Raw genomic sequence first — 16,741 nt, 5'->3', positions numbered from 1 at the left:
TAGAGCCGCGTGGATCAGGAAACCAGCCGAGTCCCCTTGAGTCGTGATCCGCGCGTCCTGCTGGACGACCCCCTGCTGGACAGCCTGCTGAGCCTGTGCGCGCTGCACCGCAAGCCGGCCAGCCGGGCCATGCTCACCAGCGGCCTGCCGCTGCCCGGGCAGCGCCTGTCCGCCGAGCTGCTGCCGCGCGCGGCGGCCCGCGCCGGGTTGCAGGGGCGCCTGCTGCGGCGGCCGCTGGAGCAGATCCCGGCCATCGCGCTGCCGGCCATGCTGCTGCTGCGCGAAGGCCGCTGCGCCGTGCTGCTGGGCTGGGAGGCCGGCGGCGAGGCGCGCCTGCTGCTCAGCGAGAGCGACGGCGGCGAGGTGCGCGTGGCCCGCGAGCTGCTGGCCGAGGACTACGCCGGCCAGGCCTTCTTCGCCCAGCCGCAGCACCAGTACGACCTGCAGCACGGCGAGATGATCCCCGGGCGCGGCGCTGGTTCCGCGACACCCTCATGCGTTCGCGCTGGCTGTACGTCGATGCGGTGGCGGCGAGCCTGCTGATCAACCTCATCGCCCTGGCCGCGCCGCTGTTCGTGATGAACGTCTACGACCGCGTGGTGCCCAACCAGGCCGCCGCCACCCTCTGGGTGCTGGCCATCGGCATCAGCGGCGCCTACCTGTTCGACCTGCTGCTCAAGACCCTGCGCGGCCTGTGCCTGGACCTGGCCGGCAAGAAGACCGACCTGATCATCAGCGCGACCCTCTTCGAGCGCATCGTCGGCATGGACCTGAAGCAGCGCCCGGCGCGGGTCGGCAGCTTCGCCCAGAACATCCACGAGTTCCAGACGCTGCGCGACTTCCTCGCCTCGCTGACGCTGACCAGCCTGATCGATCTGCCGTTCACCCTGCTGATCCTGCTGGTGATCGGCATCATCGGCGGGCCCCTGGTGTTCGTCCCGCTGCTGGCCTTCCCGCTGGCCGCCGGCATCGGCTGGCTGCTGCAGAAGCCGCTGGTGGAGACCATGAACCGCACCATGGCCCTGGCCGCCGAGCGCCAGTCGAGCCTGATCGAGACCCTCGCCGGGCTCGACGCGGTCAAGGTCAACAATGCCGAGAGCGAGCGCCAGTACCTCTGGGAGCAGACCATCGGCACCCTCGGCCGCCTGGAGCTGCGGGTCAAGCTGCTGTCCAGCCTGGCGATGAACCTGACGCTGCTGATCCAGGCCCTGGCCGGGGTGGTGATGATCATCGGCGGCGTCTACCTGATCATCGCCGGCGACCTCAGCATGGGCGGCCTGATCGCCTGCTACATGCTCAACGGCCGCGCCCTCGGTCCGCTGACCCAGCTTTCCGGGCTGATCCAGCGCTACCAGCAGGCGCGCCTGACCATGCACAGCACCGACCAGATGATGGCCCTGGAGCAGGAGCGCAACAGCAGCGAGCGCCCGCTGAGCCGCCAGCAGCTGCAGGGCGGCATCGAGCTGCGCCAGCTGAGCTTCGCCTACCCCAACCAGCAGGTCGAGGCGCTGCACGACATCAACCTGGCGATCCGCCCCGGCGAGAAGGTCGGCATCATCGGCCGCAGCGGCTCGGGCAAGAGCTCCCTGGCCAAGCTGATCGTCGGCCTGCACCGCGCCGACAGCGGCAGCCTCCTGGTGGACGGCGTCGACACCCGGCAACTGGACGTCAGCGACCTGCGCCACAACATCGGCTACCTGCCCCAGGACATCAACCTGTTCAGCGGCAGCCTGCGCGACAACCTGGTGGCCGGCGCACGCTACGTCGACGACGAGACGGTGCTGCGCGCCGCCGAACTGGCCGGCGTGCACGAGTTCGCCCGGCTGCACCCGCAGGGCTACGAGCTGCAGGTGGGCGAGCGCGGGCTGAACCTCTCCGGCGGCCAGCGGCAGAACGTCGCCCTGGCCCGCGCAATGCTGCTGGACCCGCCGATCCTGCTGCTCGACGAGCCCACCAGCTCCATGGACAACGCCGGCGAGGAACGCCTGAAGCAGCGCCTGCAGCCGCTCATCGCCGACAAGACGCTGCTGCTGGTCACCCACCGCGCCTCCATGCTCAGCCTGGTGGAGCGCCTGGTGATCGTCGACCGCGGGCGGATCATCGCCGACGGCCCCAAGGACGTGGTACTGGACGCATTGAAGAAGGGGCAGATCAGTGTCGCTTAATCCGTTCGGCCTCTTCGGCCAGTCCATCCGCGGCTACTTCCGCGGCAGCGAGGACCTTTCCGGGCAGCCGTTGCCGGAAGTCAGCAAGGCCCTGGTGGAAGACGCCCCGCGGGTGGTGCGCCTGACCATCTGGACGCTGGTCGGCTTCGCCCTGTTCCTCGGCCTGTGGGCGCACTTCGCCGAGATAGACGAGGTGACCCGCGGCGAAGGCAAGGCGATTCCCTCGTCCAAGGTGCAGAAGATCCAGAACCTGGAGGGCGGCATCGTCTCGCAGATATTCGTCCACGAGGGCCAGGTGGTGCAGGCCGGCGAGTCGCTGATGCGCCTGGACCCGACGCGTTTCGAATCCAACGTCGGCGAGACCGAGGCCGACCGCCTGGCCATGTTCCTGCGCGTGGAGCGCCTGTCCGCCGAGGTGGAGGACCGCGAGCTGCGCATCCCCGACGATGTCCGCGCCAAGGTCCCGGGCCAGGCCGGCAGCGAGGAGGCGCTGTTCCACAGCCGCCAGCAGCAGCTCAAGGACGAGGTCGCCGGCCTGGAGCAGCAGCTGGTACAGAAGCAGCAGGAGCTGCGCGAGTTCGTCTCCAAGCAGGCGCAGTACCGCAACAGCCTGGAGCTGCTGCGCCAGGAAATCGCCATGTCCGCGCCGCTGGTGGGGCAGGGCGCCATGTCCCAGGTGGAGCTGCTGCGCCTCAAGCGCGCCGAGGTGGAGAACCGCGGCCAGCTGGACGCCACCAGCCTGGCCATTCCCCGCGCCGAGGCGGCGATCAAGGAAGTCGAGCGCAAGGTCGCCGAGACCCGCTCGCGCTTCCGCAGCGACGCGCTCAAGGAACTCAACGAGGCGCGCACCGACCTGAGCAAGGCCGAGGCCACCGGCAAGGCCCTGGAGGACAGGGTCAACCGCACCCTGGTCACCTCGCCGGTGCGCGGCATCGTCAAGCAGCTGCTGGTCAACACCATCGGCGGGGTGATCCAGCCGGGCAGCGACCTGGTGGAAATCGTCCCGCTGGACGACACCCTGCTGGTGGAGGCGCGCATCCGCCCGCAGGACATCGCCTTCCTGCACCCCGGGCAGAAGGCCATGGTCAAGTTCACCGCCTACGACTACACCATCTACGGCGGGCTGCCGGCGGAGCTGGAGCAGATAGGCGCCGACACCGTCACCGACGAGGACGGCAACAGCTTCTACCTGATCAAGCTGCGCACCCGCAAAAGCCACCTGGGCAGCGACGAGAAGCCGCTGCTGATCATCCCCGGCATGATCGCCAGCGTGGACATCATGACCGGCAAGAAGAGCATCCTCAGCTACCTGCTCAAGCCCATCCTGCGCGCCCGCGCCGAGGCCCTGCGCGAGCGTTGAGGTGAGCCAGCGGGGCGCCCGGCGTGGCCGATGCCAATCGCGGACGGAGTCCGCTCCTACGACCGTGTTTCCTGGAACCGTAGGAGCGGGCTCTGTCCGCGATCATGGCGGATAACGCCGTAGGCGTTATGCGCCCTACGCCAAGCCCTCCCATACCGTAGGGCGCATAACCGTTCGCGGTTATCCGCCGTTGGCCGTGCCACCGGGGTGTCCGGCGTGGCCGATGCCAATCGCGGACGGAGTCCGCTCCTACGACCGTGTTTCCTGGAACCGTAGGAGCGGGCTCTGTCCGCGATCATGGCGGATAACGCCGTAGGCGTTATGCGCCCTACGCCAAGCCCTCCCATACCGTAGGGCGCATAACCGTTCGCGGTTATCCGCCGCTGGTCGTGCCACCGGGGTGTCCGGCGTGGCCGATGCCAATCGCGGACGGGGTCCTCCTACGACCGTGCTTCCTGGAACCGTAGGAGCGGGCTCTGTCCGCGATCATGGCGGATAACGCCGTAGGCGTTATGCGCCCTACGCCAAGCCCTCCCATAGCGTAGGGCGCATAACCGTTCGCGGTTATCCGCCACTGGCCGTGCCACCGGGGCGTCCGGCGTGGATGATGCCAATCGCGGACGGAGTCTCCTACGACCGTGTTTCCCGGAACCGTAGGAGCGGACTGCCGATGCACCGAAGGCCCGACGATTCTCAGGCGCGCTTGTTCAGCCAGCGCGCCAGGCGATCGCCGCCGAACTGGATCAACGCCACCAGCAGCACCAGGACGATGATCACCGTCAGCATCACCTGGGTATCGAAACGCTGGTAGCCATAGCGGTAGGCCAGGTCGCCGAGGCCGCCGGCGCCGATGGCGCCGGCCATGGCCGAGGAGTTGATCAGGGTCACCAGGGTGATGGTGAAGCCGCCGACGATGCCCGGCCGCGCCTCCGGCAGCAGTACGTGCCAGACGATGTGGCGGCGCTCGCAGCCCATGGCCTGGGCGGCCTCGATCAACCCCTGGTCCACCTCGCGCAGGCTCACCTCGGCGATGCGCGCGAAGAAAGGCGTGGCGGCGATGGTCAGCGGCACCACCGCGGCCCAGACGCCGTAGCTGGTGCCGACGATCAGGCGGGTGAAGGGGATCAGCGCCACCATCAGGATCAGGAAGGGGATCGAGCGCAGCACGTTGACCGCAAGACCCAGGCCGCGGTGCAGCGCCGGCGCCCGGAAGATGCCGTCGGGGCCGCTGGTGACCAGCACCAGCGCCAGGGCGACGCCCACCGGCAGGACGATGGCCGAGGACACGCCGATCATCAGCAGGGTGTCCAGCAGGCCCTGGAGCAGGCGTTCAGGCATGGCCGAACACCTCCAGGCGGTCGGCCACGCCGGCGGCGCGTTGCAGCAGCGCCGGCAGCTCGTCGGCGCTGGCGCCCACCCCCAGCAGCAGGCGCCCGAGGCTGCGGCCCTGGATGCGCTCGATGCCGCCGTGCAGCAGGTTCACCGGGCGCCCCAGGGCCTGGGCGATGGCCTGCAGGTCGGGCTCGCGGCCCTGCTCGCCGCTGTAGTGCAGGCCCAGCACCAGCTCCCCGGCGCCGGGCTGGCACAGGCGCGCCTGCAGGTCGGCGGGCAGGTGCTGCTGCAGGCCGCCGAGCAGGGTACGGGTGACCTCGTGGCGTGGCGCGCCGAACACCCGCCAGACCTCGCCCTGCTCGACGATGCGGCCGCGTTCCAGTACCACCACGCGGTGGCAGATTTCGCGGATCACCGCCATCTCGTGGGTGATCAGCACTATGGTCAGGCCCAGGCGCCGGTTGATGTCGCGCAGCAGGGCGAGGATGGCCTGGGTGCTTTCCGGGTCCAGCGCCGAGGTGGCTTCGTCGCACAGCAGCAACTGCGGCTGGTGCGCCAGGGCGCGGGCGATGCCCACGCGCTGCTTCTGCCCGCCGGAAAGCTGCGCCGGGTAGGCGTCGCGCTTGTCCGGCAGGCCCACCAGCTGCAGCAGCTCATCGACGCGCGCGGCGATGCGGGCCTTGTCGAGGCCGGCCACCTGCAGCGGCAGGCCGACGTTCTGCGCCACCGTCTTGGCCGACATCAGGTTGAAGTGCTGGAAGATCATGCCCACCCGCCGGCGCAGGCCGACCAGCTGGCGGGCGTCGTAGCCGGCGATGTCCTCGCCGTCGATCAGCACCTGGCCGGCGCTGGGCTGCTCCAGGCGGTTGAGGGTGCGGATCAGCGACGACTTGCCGGCGCCGCTGCGGCCGATGATGCCGAAGATTTCGCCGCGCTGGACGCTCAGGTCGATATCCGCCAGGGCCTGCACCGGGCCGTTGGCGCCCGGGTAGGTCTTGGCCAGGGACTTGAGCTGGATGTGCTGGGTGGCGAGTTCCAGGTTGTGGTTGAAGCTGGCCATGGGGGTTGCCTGTGAAGACGTGGTTTTTTGGGTTCCCGCGTTCGCGGGAATGACGGGGGCACACCGACCTCAACTGTCATTCCCGCGAATGCGGGAATCCAGTGAACGGCAGCGAGGCTCACCACCCCGGCTGGTAAAGCTTCCCATGCGCCTGGTCCAGGGCCGCCCGCACCGCCGGCGAATGCTGGTAGATGTCGACGAACTTCCTCAGCTTGCCTTCCGGGTCGGCGTAGTCGGCGCGGGTGACGAACTGGATCACGTACTCCTTGTTCTCGATGCCGTCGAACAGCAGCGCGCCGTTCGGGTCCAGGGTGCCGGCCAGGCGGATGTAGTGCGGGTAGCCCTGGGCCAGGTCGACGTCGTCCAGCGCGCGCACCAGCTGCACCGCTTCCAGCTCGATGATCTGCAGGTGCCTGGGGTTGGCCACGATGTCGTCCAGGGTGGCCTTGTAGCCCACGCCGTCCTTCAGGCGGATCAGCCCGGCCTTCTGCAGCAGCTGCAGGCCGCGGCCGCCGTTGACCGGGTCGTTGGCGATGGCCACCTTGGCGCCGTCGGGCAGCTCGGCGATGGCCTTGTACTTCTTCGAGTAGAGGCCGACGTTGTTGATGATGCCGGGGGCGAACGGCTTGAGCTGGAAGCCGCCCTCCCGGTTGGCGTTCTCCAGGAAGGGGATGTGCTGGAAGTAGTTGGCGTCGATGTCGCCGTTGGCCAGGGTGATGTTCGGCGCGTTCCAGTCGGTGAACTCCACCAGCTCCACCTCCAGCCCCTGGCGGGCGGCTTCCTTCACCGCCACCTCCAGCGGCGGGGCGAAGGCGGCGGTGGTGCCGAGCTTGAGCGTCTGCGCGGCCTGGGCCAGGCCGGCGGCGAGCAGGGAGAGGGACAGGCCCAGGGCCAGTCGGGCGGTCTTGGTCATTGCGGCTATTCCTTGTGCGGCTCAGTGGGTGGGGGCCGGAGTCGCTCCAGTGGCGGTTGCCGGGCGCGTGCGGTGGCGCGCCCCGGTGTGGCGGGCGGGCAGGCGCGGCTGGCCGAACAGCTTGTCGCGCAGGGTGCCCGGCGCGTAGGCGGTCTTGTAGGCGCCGCGGCTCTGCAGCTCGGGGATCACCAGGTCGATGAAGTCGGCGTAGGACTCCGGCGTCACCGTGCGCGTGAGGTTGAAACCGTCCAGGCCGGTATCGGCGATCCAGCCCTGCAGCTCGTCGGCCACCTGCAGCGGGTCGCCCACCAGGGTGACGTAGCGCCCGCCCAGGGCCAGTTGCTCCAGCAGGCCACGCACGGTGGCGTCGGTGCGGGCCACGGTGAGCGCCTTGGTCGCCGACTCGATGGCGTTGTTCTTCTCGTAGCGGATGGGTTCGTCCAGGCCGTAGCGCGAGAAATCGATGCCGGTGCTGCTGGCGAAGTGCGCCAGGCCCGCCTCGGCGCTGGCGTAGCGGCGGTACTCGGCCTCCTTGTCGCGGGCCTCGGCGGCGGTGGGCGCGACTATCACGCTGATGCCCATGAACACCTTGATGTCCTCGGCGCGGCGCCCGGCGCCCACCGCGGCCTCGCGGATGCGCCGGACCAGGTCGCGGGTGGCCTCGCGGTTCTGCCCGGAGACGAACACGCATTCGGCGTGGCGCGCGGCGAAGGCCAGGCCGCGGCTGGAGGCGCCGGCCTGGAACAGCAGCGGGGTGCGCTGCGGCGAGGGCTCGCAGAGGTGGTAGCCCTCGACGTCGAAGAACTCGCCGTGGTGGCGCACCTTGTGCACCTTGCCCGGCCGGGCGTAGACGCGGCCCTGGCGGTCGCGGGCCACGGCGTCGTCTTCCCAGCTGCCTTCCCAGAGCTTGTAGAGCACTTCCAGGTACTCGTCGGCGCGGTCGTAGCGGCGGTCGTGGTCGATCTGCCGCTGCTGGCCCATGGCCCTGGCGGTGCTCTCCAGGTAGCCGGTGACGATGTTCCAGCCGACGCGCCCGTCGCTCAGGTGGTCGAGGGTCGACAGCCGGCGGGCGAAGGGGTAGGGCGGCTCGTAGGTGAGGTTGGCGGTGACGCCGAAGCCCAGGTGCTCGGTGACCCCGGCCATGGCCGAGACCAGCATCAGCGGGTCGTTGACCGGCAGCTGGATGGCCTCCTTGAGCGTCAGGTCGATGCCGCCCTGGTACACGTCGTATACGCCGAGGATGTCGGCCAGGAACAGGCCGTCGAACAGGCCGCGCTCCAGCAGCCTGGCCAGGTCGGTCCAGTAGCGCAGCTTGTTGAAGTCGCTGGAGTCGTCCCGCGGGTGCGTCCACAGGCCGTGGTTGATGTGCCCCACGCAGTTCATGTTGAAGGCGTTGAGGAGGATCTGCTTCTGGCTCATGCCTTTCTCCTGTAGGAGCGAGCTTGCTCGCGAACAGCCGCGTGCCTGGAAGGTTCGCGAGCAAGCTCGCTCCTACGAAAAACGCTGGGTGGGACGCTCATATGGTTCCCCGCAGCGGTGGCCGGCGGCCGTTGAGGTGGTAGTCGCCGATGGCGAAGTACTTCCAGCGCACCGGGTCGTGCAGGGTGTGCACCCGGGCGTTGCGCCAGTGCCGGTCCAGGCCCAGTTCGGCCAGGCTGGCGCGGCTGCCGCCCAGTTCGATCAGCTTGCTGCCGGCCAGCAGCGAGACCTCGGTGCTGATGGCGCGGGCCTCGGCCACGGCGATGGAGGCGGCGGCCACGGTTTCGGCGTCCGGCCCGGCGGTGGCGGCATCGAGCGCGCGGCCGGCGCGGTCCAGCAGGGCCTCGGCGGCATGCAGGCGGATGGCCAGGCGGCCGACTTCCTGGATCGCCAGCGGGTCGTCGCTGGCCTTGTCCACGCCCGCGTCGATCCAGGGCCGGGCGCGCTTGCGCAGGAACTCCAGGGTGTCCTCGTAGGCGGCGCGGGCGATGCCGGTGTCGATGGCGGCGTGGAGGATCTGTGCCAGCGGGCCCACCGTGGTCGGCCGCTCGAAGGCGGCCTGGAAGGGCACCACGTCCTCGGCGCGCACCGGCACGCCGTCGAACACCACCGAGCCGCTGCCGGTGGTGCGCTGGCCGAAGCCGGACCAGTCGTCGATGACCTGCAGCCCCGCGCTGTGGCGCGGCACGAAGGCCAGTTGCTGCACGCCATCGTCGTCCACCACCAGGGTGGGGATGCGCTGGGCGTAGAGGGCGCCGGTGCAATAGAACTTGCGGCCGTCGATGCGCAGGCCGTCGCCGTCGCGGCGCAGCCGGGTGGTGCGCTCGTGGGCGCTGCGGGTGCCGATCTCGGCCAGGGCGTTGCCGAAGCGCACGCCGCCCAGGGCCTCGGCGAACAGCCGGCGTTTCTGCGCCTCGCTGCCGTTCACCCGCAGCACTTCCAGGGCATAGAAGTGGTTCTGCGGAATCTGCCCGAGGGAGGCGTCGGCGGCGGCGAGGATGGCGATCACCCGCGCCAGGGTGACCCGCGAGACGCCGGCGCCGCCGTATTCCCGCGGCACGCTGATGCCCCACAGGCCGGAACGGCTCAGCCGCTCCAGTTCGTCCCAGGGCAGGCGCCGCTGCAGGTCGCGTTCGATGCTGCCGGCGCGCAGGCCGGCGGCCAGGTCGCGAGCGGTTTCCAGCGCTTCGTCGTCGCTGGCGATGAGGTGTACGGGGGCTTCGCTGATTTCGGCCAGGCTCATGGGCGCGCTCCTCAGATCCAGGAATGGCGCGCCGGACGGGCGCCGTTGAGGTGGTAGGCACCGACCGCCTGGACCTTCCAGCGCACCGGGTCGTGCAGGGTGTGCACGCGGGCGTTGCGCCAGTGGCGGTCCAGGTTGAACTCGGCGAGGGTGGCGCGGCTGCCGGCCAGCTCGAACAGCTTCTCGCTGGCGGTCAGGCTGATCTCGGTGGTCAGCACCTTGGCCTCGGCCACGGCGATGGAGGCGCGGGCGGCGGACTCGTCGTCGATCGGCCGCGCGCTGACCTCGTCCAGCACGCGCCCGGCGCGCTCCAGCAGGGCCTCGGCGGCGTGCAGCTCGACCTGCAGGCGGCCGATCTCGGCGATGGCGAAGGGCTCGTCGCTGGCCCGTTCGGCACCGGCCTCGAGGGCGTCGATCCAGGGCCGCGAGCGCTCGCCCAGGAACGTCTGGCAATCCTCCAGGGCGTTGGCGGCGATGCCGGCGTCTATGGCGGCCTGGATCAGTTGGGACACCGCGCCCTGGATGTTCGGCACCTGGGCCAGGCGGCCGTTGTGGATCAGCATGTCGGCGGCCACCGGCGCGTTGTCCAGCAGCACCGTGCCACTGGCGGTGGTGCGCTGGCCGAAGCCGGACCAGTCGTCGACGATGCGCAACCCGTCGACGCCGCGCTCGACGAAGGCCATCACCGCGCGGCCGTCCTCGTCCAGGGCCTTGACCGCCACCCAGTGGGCGAAGAGGGCGCCGGTGGAATAGAACTTCTCGCCGCTGATGCGATAGCCCTCGCCCTCGCGCCAGATGCGCGCGCGCAGTTCCAGGGTGTCGCGGGTGTTGCGTTCCGGGCCTGCGTTGCCGATGCGCCGGCCGGCCAGCACGCCGCCGAACAGCGCACGCTTCTGCGCCTCGCTGGCGACGCTGTCGATGACGTTGAGCAGGCCGAACTGGTTCTGCGGGATCTGCCCCAGGGCCGGGTCGGCGGCGCAGATTACCCGGAACACCTCGGCGAGGGTCACGTAGGACACCTGGGCCCCGCCGTAGGCGCGGGGAATGCCGATGCCGCCCAGGCCGAGGCGGGTGAAGGCTTCCAGCTCGGTCCAGGGCAGCTGCCGCTCGCGGTCGCGTGCGGCGGCGCCGGGGCGCGCCAGGCGGGCCACCTCGTGGGCGGCCTCCAGGGCCTGGGCGTCGTTGTCGATGCGGCGCGCCGGGAGTAGCCGGGGCGCCTGGTCACGAAGGTCCTGGGTGAGGGTTTCGTCGGTCATGGGCAAAGCTCTTCTGTAGCGGTGGCGGGGGAGGTCCATCTCCACGCCCCGGGAGGGGCGGGTGAAGGCGCGGCGGGGCTCAGGCCCTGGCGGCGCGCAGGGCGAGGCTGGCCGGCATGGCGGGCGGAGGCGGGAGGGGCGCGAAAGGCTGTGGCATGTGCGGGGGCTACCTCTGGAATGCGATGGCATCGGGCCCGCGGTCGGGCCCGTTCGCCAGAGGCGTTGCACAAGCTGTGCCGGCTTTAGAAAGCCTTATGGATCAGTGAGTTGCGTGTCGGTGGCGACAGTTGCCTGTCCGTCTGCGGACACAGTGTCGAGCCACTGTTGGCTGGGCAACAGTGGCGGGCCGGGCGGCCTCAGGCCGGTTCCTGGCAGACGTCCACCCAGTCGGCCTCGACCAGGCTGGCCAGGCGTTCCGGGGCGATGCGCACGGCGCTGTGCAGGGCGCCGGCCGCCGGCAGCACCTCGTCGAAGGCGCGCAGCGACACGTCGCAGTACACCGGCAGCGGGCTGGCCAGGCCGAAGGGGCAGACGCCGCCCACCGGGTGGCCGGTCAGTTCCACCACTTCCTCGGCGCCGAGCATCTTCGCCTTGCCGCCCAGGGCTTCCTTGAGCTTGCGGTTGTCCAGGCGGGCGTCGCCGCGGGCGACCACCAGCACGGTGCGCTTGCCCACGCGCAGGGACAGCGTCTTGGCGATGCGCCCCGGTTCCACGCCGTGGGCCTCGGCGGCCAGGGCGACGGTGGCGGTACTGGTGTCCAGTTCGATGATGGCGATGTCGGGGGCCTTCTCGGCGAAGAAGGCGCGGACCGATTCCAGGCTCATGCAGGGGCTCCTTGCTCGGGGATTTCTCGGGAACAGGCCAATCTAGGGCCTGGGGTGGCGGGCGTCCAGCTTGCTGGCGCCGTGGTCATGGATTCGTTTCTTTCGAACAATTCCGACGGTTCATTCAGCTCTTGTTTATTGACAAATCTAAAAATCCTTGACCAAAGGCAGACTCATTTACAGAAATGATCGATAGCCTCCTAACTATCAGCGGCACCATCAGAGGGCCGCACGACGAAGGAGGCAATCCTCATGAACCTCGTTTCCCATTCGCGCCGGCCGACCCGGCGGCGCCTCGCGGACTACCCGCTCAAGCGCCTGCTGCTGGCCATGGCGCTGGCCGCAGGCAGCGCGCAGCTGGCCCTGGCGGGCGAGCTGCCGCAGATCCAGAACGTGGTGCAGGGCGCGGTGAACATCTCCCAGGACGGCTCGTCGATGCAGATCCAGACGCAGACCGGCCGAACCGCCATCGACTGGAAGAACTTCAGCATCGGCGCCGACAACAAGGTGCACTTCCAGCAACCGGACGGCAGCTCCATCACCCTCAACCGCGTTACCGGGGCCAGCCCCTCGGCGATCTACGGCATGCTCACCTCCAACGGCAAGCTGATCCTGCTCAACCCCAACGGCATCTGGTTCGGCCCCAACTCGCGGGTTTCCACCGCCTCGCTGGTGGCTGGCGCCGGACGGGTGACCGACGAGCAGATCGAGCGCTTCCGGCAGACCGGCAAGCTGGACATCGACCTCACCGGCAAGGTGGCCAACCACGGGCAGATGGTGATGAGCGGCGAGAACGCCGTGGTCGCGCTGCTCGGCGCCGAGGTGGAGAACACCGGGCTGATCCGCGCACAGAAGGGCCGCGCGACCCTGGCCAGCGGTCCGCAGGCGACCATCGACTTCAGCGGCGACGGCCTCATCAGTCTGGCCGGCGACCCCCATGGCGACGTGAAGGACGACCTCAGGGGCGGCGTGCACAACAGCGGCGTGATCGACGTCGGCGGTGGCTCGGTGGTGATGAGCGCGGCCCGCGCGGCGCGCCACCTGGACTCGGTGATCAGCCTCGGCGGCGCGGTGGTGGCCGACTCGGTGAGCGAGCAGGGCGGCAGCATCGTCCTCGGCAATGCCGAGCAGACCCGCGTGACCGGCAGCCTGTCTGCGCGCGGCAATGAAGGCGGCAGCATCAAGGTGCTGGGCGACAACGTCAGCATCGCCGACGGCGCGCGCCTCGACGCCTCGGGCACCGGTGGCAAGGGCGGTTCGCTGCTGGTGGGCGGCGGTTTCCGTGGCCAGGGCAGCGAGCAGCGGGCGCAGAACACTGCGGTGGAGAAGGGCGCGCAACTGCGCGCCGATGGCGCCACCGACGGCGGCACCATCGTCGCCTGGTCCGACGGCCGTACCCATTTCGCCGGCCAGGCCAGTGCCCGCGGCGGCCAGCGTGGCGGGGTGGTGGAGACTTCCGGCAAGCAGCTGCAGGTGACGGCCGATGCCAAGGTCGACACCGGTGGCAGCCAGCGCGCCGGCACCTGGCTGCTGGACCCGCAGACGGTGACCATCGACGAGGCCGGCGGCGCCGACGCAGTGGCCGCCAGCACCATCGTCGAGGCGCTGAAGACCGGCAACGTGGAAATCAGCGCCAGCGAGCGGATCAACGTCAACGCGCCGATCATCGCCAGGCAGGTCTGGCAGACCGTCGACGCCCAGGGCAACCCCACCGGCGGCACCCTGGCGCTGATCGCCGCCGGCAATCCGACCCAGGGCCGCGGCTACGTGGACGCCAATGGCAACCGCGCCGACCTGCACGACGACGGCGGCTCGGTGTACATCAACGCACCCATCCTGCTGGCCGGCGGCAACCTGTTCATCGCCGCCACCGGCGACGTGCGCCTGGTCAACAACACCCCCGGGCAGAGCGGCGACGCCGCCATGATGGCGCGCGCCATCATCGACGTCGGCGACGGCATCGTCTGGATCAAGACTTCCAACGTCGCCAGCGTCAGCCAGGACGCCGGCACCGCGATCAAGGCCGGCCAACTGGCCGTGGAAGGCGCCAGCGTGCTGCTGGACAGCGACCTCAACTTCGCCGGCACCCTGGCCGGCAAGGCCAGCAACGGCGTGTTCCGCTTCAGCCAGACCAACGCCAGCGGCACCACGTCCACCGGCACGGTCAATTCGCCGTATTCCAGCGAGAGCCTCACCGGGGTGACGGCGCAGGAGCTGCGCTACGTCGGTTCCCGCGAGGTGGTGGCCGACACCGGCTCCGGCCCAGGCGACCTGCCGCTGGTGTTCGACCTGGGCGGCCAGTCGTTCGATTACCTGGTCTTCGAGGCGACCGGCTTCGTCGGCCCGGACGGCCAGCTGCTGTCGCCCGAAGTGCTGCTCAACTACCTGGACAGCTCGGACTATCTGGTGAACGGCATTTCCTTCAAGGTCGGCAACGAGACCTGGAGCTTCAAGCCCGACGCCAGCGACGCCAACCTGACGCAGTTCTTCATCGACGGCGTGCCGCAGGGCAGCCTGCCGCTCGGCTTCGCCCTCGATGCCAACGGCGGCCTGCAGGTGGTCTCCACGCTGCCAGGCACCACGGGCTGGGGCGTGGAGACCTATCAGTACATTCCTGGCGCGGTGAACCAGGCCGAGGTGCAGCACAACGTCCAGGACGGCAGCAGCCAGCAGTTGATCATCAGCCTCGGGCAGAAGGTCGACCAGGTGCAGGTGACCCTCGGCTGGCTGATGGACGACGGTATCTGGAACGACCCGCCGGTGGATCCCAGCGGGCCCACTTCCAGCGTGCTGCGCGAGCGGGCCATCGTGCACTTCCTGTCCACCGAGCAGGCACCGGAGTCGGTCAGCCTGACCGCCCGCAAGGCCACGGTCGAGGTCGGCACCCAGGACGCCAGCCGCACCTACGGCGACGCCAACCCCGGCTTCACCAGCAGCACCCGGGACAATGCCGCCGCTGCCGCCGCACGCGAGGTGGACAGCTTCGTCGACCGCCAGCTCGGCCAGGACCGCCTGGCGCTGAACACCCAGGTGGGCACGGCCGCCACCGAGCGATCCAACGTTGGCCAGTACGCCATCCAGACCTCCGGCAGCCCCGGCAGCCACATGTCCCAGCGTTACGATGTGAGCTTCGGTAGCGCCACCCTGACCATCACCCCGGCACCGCTGCGCGTGGTGGCCGACGACAAGGCCAAGCAGGTCGGCGACGCCGACCCGGCGCTGACCTACCAGGCCAGCGGCTGGAAGTTCGCCGAGGACGCGCGTGACTTCACCCTGGCCCGAGAACCGGGCGAGGCGGCGGGCAACTACCGCATTTTCGAGCAGGACGGCACACGCCTGGTGAGCGCCAACTATCAGGTCATCTTCGTCGACGGCAACCTGCGCATCGACGGCCCCGTGGCGCCTGAACCGGGCCCCGAGCCGAAGCCCGAACCCGGCCCCACGCCCGAGCCGACGCCGGAACCGCCGCTGCCGCCGAGCCGCCAGCCGGTCACCAGCAGCGGCCTGAACGCCGGCACCACCAGCGAACGCTGCACACCCATCGAATCGCCGGCCTCGATCATCGCCAGCGACACCGTGAGCCCCGCGGTGGTGCGCAGCTACAGCGTGCAGCTGGTGTGCAAGCCGCGCAGCTACGGCACGGCGGAAGAACAACTGCCGGACCGCATCGACCTCATCAACTATGCCAACAGCCTCATCGACGGCGACAGGTTCCGCCTGCCGGACTGGAACCGCGGGGTGATCCCGCACGAGCTCGAGCTGAAGGCGAAGGAGGCCAAGTAAAATGAACCTCTCCCACACCCCCCTGCGCCGGGCGCTTGCCCTGGCGATCTGCGCCGGCCTGGCCGGGCCCCTGCTCCCGGCCGGCGCGGCCTCCCCGCAACCCTTCAAGGCCATGGACCCGGGCCGTGTCGAGATGCCCGGCGCCGACGGTCGGCGCAGTTCGCCCAACGACATGCCCGGCACCCTGGAGAGGGCGCCCGGCACCGTCAGCCCCCAGGGCCCGCTGATCGACGCCGACAAGACGCCGCAGATGCCGGCCACCAACAGCCGGCCCTTCCTGGTACGCGAGGTCGTGCTGGAAGGCTCCACCAGCTACCCGCCGAGCACCTTCCGCCCGCTGCTGGCCACCCTGGAGGGGCGCAAGGTGACCCTCGCCGAGGTCAACGCGGTGGCCGCCAAGATCACCCGCCGCTACCGCGAAGCCGGCTTCCCGCTGGTGCGCACCTTCGTCCCGGTGCAGCGCCTGGACGAAGGCGTGCTGCGCCTGCGGGTGGTGGAGGGGCGCATCAACCAGGTGGAGATCCGGGGCGAATCCAGCCGCGCCATGCGCGCCTACGCCGAGAACATCCGCCAGGAAGCGCCGCTCAAGCGCTCGACCCTGGAGCGCAACCTGCTGCTGATGAACGACCTGCCGGGCAACCAGGTGCACGGCACCCTGTCCGCCTCGCCGGTGCGCGAAGGCACCGACCTCACCGCCGACAACAGCGAGTTCAAGCGCTGGGACGGCTTCGTCGGCGCCGACAACCGCGACAGCCGCTACTTCGGCCCCTGGCAGGCCTACGGCGGCGTCGGCCTGAACAACCCGCTGGGCCTGGGCGACCGCCTCTCGGTGCGCTACGGCCACTCCCTGGAAGGCAACGAGATGGCCTTCTACGAGGGCCAGTACGAGCTGCCGGTCAACGCCCAGGGCACTACCCTGAGCCTGCTCGCCCAGCACAGCGACGGCCACGCCGACACCTTCAGCTTCCTCAACGCCAAGAGCAGCGGCGATACCTTCGTCGCCCGCCTGACCCACCCGTGGATCCGCTCGCGGGCGGAGAACTTCAACACCTCGGTGGCCTTCACCTGGTTCAACGGCAAGTCGCGCTACTTCGACGAGCCGGACCTGCCGCCCTCCAGCGACGACCGCATCCGCGCGCTGCGCGTGGGCGCCAGCTACGACTTCGTCGACCAGTACGGCGGCCGCAACCTGTTCAAGGCCGAGCTGAGCCAGGGCCTGGACGTCATGGGCGCCAGCCACGAGTCGCGGCTCAACCCCTCGCGCTACGAGGGCCAGACCGATTTCACCAAGCTGCAGTTCGACGCCCAGCGCCTGCAGGACATGAG

Annotated in this window: 9 protein-coding genes and 2 pseudogenes; 4 read left to right on the top strand and 7 right to left on the bottom strand. The window is 69.9% G+C overall.

Annotated elements, in window-relative coordinates:
• The first annotated feature begins 9 nt into the window (after positions 1-9).
• Together PKO50_RS16540 and PKO50_RS16535 are read left to right on the top strand one after the other, a co-directional pair.
• Positions 10-2,165 (top strand): annotated as a pseudogene (locus PKO50_RS16540) (type I secretion system permease/ATPase).
• The gene (locus PKO50_RS16535; RefSeq protein WP_089394292.1) at positions 2,155-3,525 is read left to right on the top strand and encodes an HlyD family type I secretion periplasmic adaptor subunit; all 1,371 of its coding nucleotides are present in this window, start codon (positions 2,155-2,157) and stop codon (positions 3,523-3,525) included. Before PKO50_RS16540 ends, PKO50_RS16535 begins: the two are co-directional and overlap by 11 nt.
• A 693-nt stretch (positions 3,526-4,218) precedes the next feature.
• Here the strand turns inward: PKO50_RS16535 and PKO50_RS16530 are convergent.
• The 7 genes from PKO50_RS16530 to PKO50_RS16500 all read right to left on the bottom strand — a co-directional run bounded on the left by PKO50_RS16530 (position 4,219) and on the right by PKO50_RS16500 (position 11,632).
• Positions 4,219-4,863, bottom strand: coding sequence for a methionine ABC transporter permease (locus PKO50_RS16530; protein WP_109932548.1), 645 nt, complete (start codon positions 4,861-4,863; stop codon positions 4,219-4,221).
• Positions 4,856-5,917: an ATP-binding cassette domain-containing protein gene (locus PKO50_RS16525; protein ID WP_275630339.1), complete on the bottom strand. Its 1,062-nt coding sequence runs from the start codon at positions 5,915-5,917 to the stop codon at positions 4,856-4,858. Before PKO50_RS16525 ends, PKO50_RS16530 begins: the two co-directional genes overlap by 8 nt.
• 118 nt (positions 5,918-6,035) lie before the next feature.
• Positions 6,036-6,830, bottom strand: coding sequence for a MetQ/NlpA family ABC transporter substrate-binding protein (locus tag PKO50_RS16520; RefSeq protein ID WP_275630338.1), 795 nt, complete (start codon positions 6,828-6,830; stop codon positions 6,036-6,038).
• A gap of 21 nt (positions 6,831-6,851) precedes the next feature.
• Positions 6,852-8,249: an LLM class flavin-dependent oxidoreductase gene (locus PKO50_RS16515; protein ID WP_275630337.1), complete on the bottom strand. Its 1,398-nt coding sequence runs from the start codon at positions 8,247-8,249 to the stop codon at positions 6,852-6,854.
• Positions 8,250-8,346: 97 nt separating this feature from the next.
• Positions 8,347-9,552 (bottom strand): SfnB family sulfur acquisition oxidoreductase, encoded by a 1,206-nt coding sequence (locus tag PKO50_RS16510; protein ID WP_275630336.1) that lies wholly within the window; start codon positions 9,550-9,552, stop codon positions 8,347-8,349.
• Positions 9,553-9,563: 11 nt separating this feature from the next.
• A complete protein-coding gene (locus tag PKO50_RS16505; protein WP_275630335.1) occupies positions 9,564-10,808 on the bottom strand; it encodes an SfnB family sulfur acquisition oxidoreductase in 1,245 nt (414 codons plus the stop codon).
• Positions 10,809-11,164: 356 nt separating this feature from the next.
• Positions 11,165-11,632, bottom strand: coding sequence for a YbaK/EbsC family protein (locus tag PKO50_RS16500; protein WP_275630334.1), 468 nt, complete (start codon positions 11,630-11,632; stop codon positions 11,165-11,167).
• A gap of 252 nt (positions 11,633-11,884) precedes the next feature.
• Here PKO50_RS16500 and PKO50_RS16495 point away from each other — a divergent pair, with 252 nt between their 5' ends.
• Both PKO50_RS16495 and PKO50_RS16490 read left to right on the top strand, forming a co-directional pair.
• Positions 11,885-15,415 (top strand): MBG domain-containing protein, encoded by a 3,531-nt coding sequence (locus PKO50_RS16495; protein WP_275630333.1) that lies wholly within the window; start codon positions 11,885-11,887, stop codon positions 15,413-15,415.
• A gap of 1 nt (position 15,416) precedes the next feature.
• Positions 15,417-16,739: pseudogene (locus PKO50_RS16490) on the top strand (POTRA domain-containing protein); the annotation flags it as partial.
• Between the last annotated feature and the right edge of the window lie 2 nt (positions 16,740-16,741).

It is taken from the genome of Pseudomonas sp. 273, assembly GCF_029201425.1.
In the GTDB taxonomy this organism is placed as follows: Bacteria; Pseudomonadota; Gammaproteobacteria; order Pseudomonadales; family Pseudomonadaceae; genus Pseudomonas; species Pseudomonas delhiensis.
This window is presented reverse-complemented; position numbering and strand designations above follow the sequence as displayed.

Excerpts from the sequence above, each read along its gene's own strand:
- PKO50_RS16530 (WP_109932548.1), bottom strand. The coding sequence starts at position 4,863 with ATGCCTGAACGCCTGCTCCAGGGCCTGCTGGACACCCTGCTGATGATC.
- PKO50_RS16525 (WP_275630339.1), bottom strand. The coding sequence starts at position 5,917 with ATGGCCAGCTTCAACCACAACCTGGAACTCGCCACCCAGCACATCCAG.
- PKO50_RS16520 (WP_275630338.1), bottom strand. The coding sequence starts at position 6,830 with ATGACCAAGACCGCCCGACTGGCCCTGGGCCTGTCCCTCTCCCTGCTC.
- PKO50_RS16515 (WP_275630337.1), bottom strand. The coding sequence starts at position 8,249 with ATGAGCCAGAAGCAGATCCTCCTCAACGCCTTCAACATGAACTGCGTG.
- PKO50_RS16510 (WP_275630336.1), bottom strand. The coding sequence starts at position 9,552 with ATGAGCCTGGCCGAAATCAGCGAAGCCCCCGTACACCTCATCGCCAGC.
- PKO50_RS16505 (WP_275630335.1), bottom strand. The coding sequence starts at position 10,808 with ATGACCGACGAAACCCTCACCCAGGACCTTCGTGACCAGGCGCCCCGG.
- PKO50_RS16500 (WP_275630334.1), bottom strand. The coding sequence starts at position 11,632 with ATGAGCCTGGAATCGGTCCGCGCCTTCTTCGCCGAGAAGGCCCCCGAC.
- PKO50_RS16495 (WP_275630333.1), top strand. The coding sequence starts at position 11,885 with ATGAACCTCGTTTCCCATTCGCGCCGGCCGACCCGGCGGCGCCTCGCG.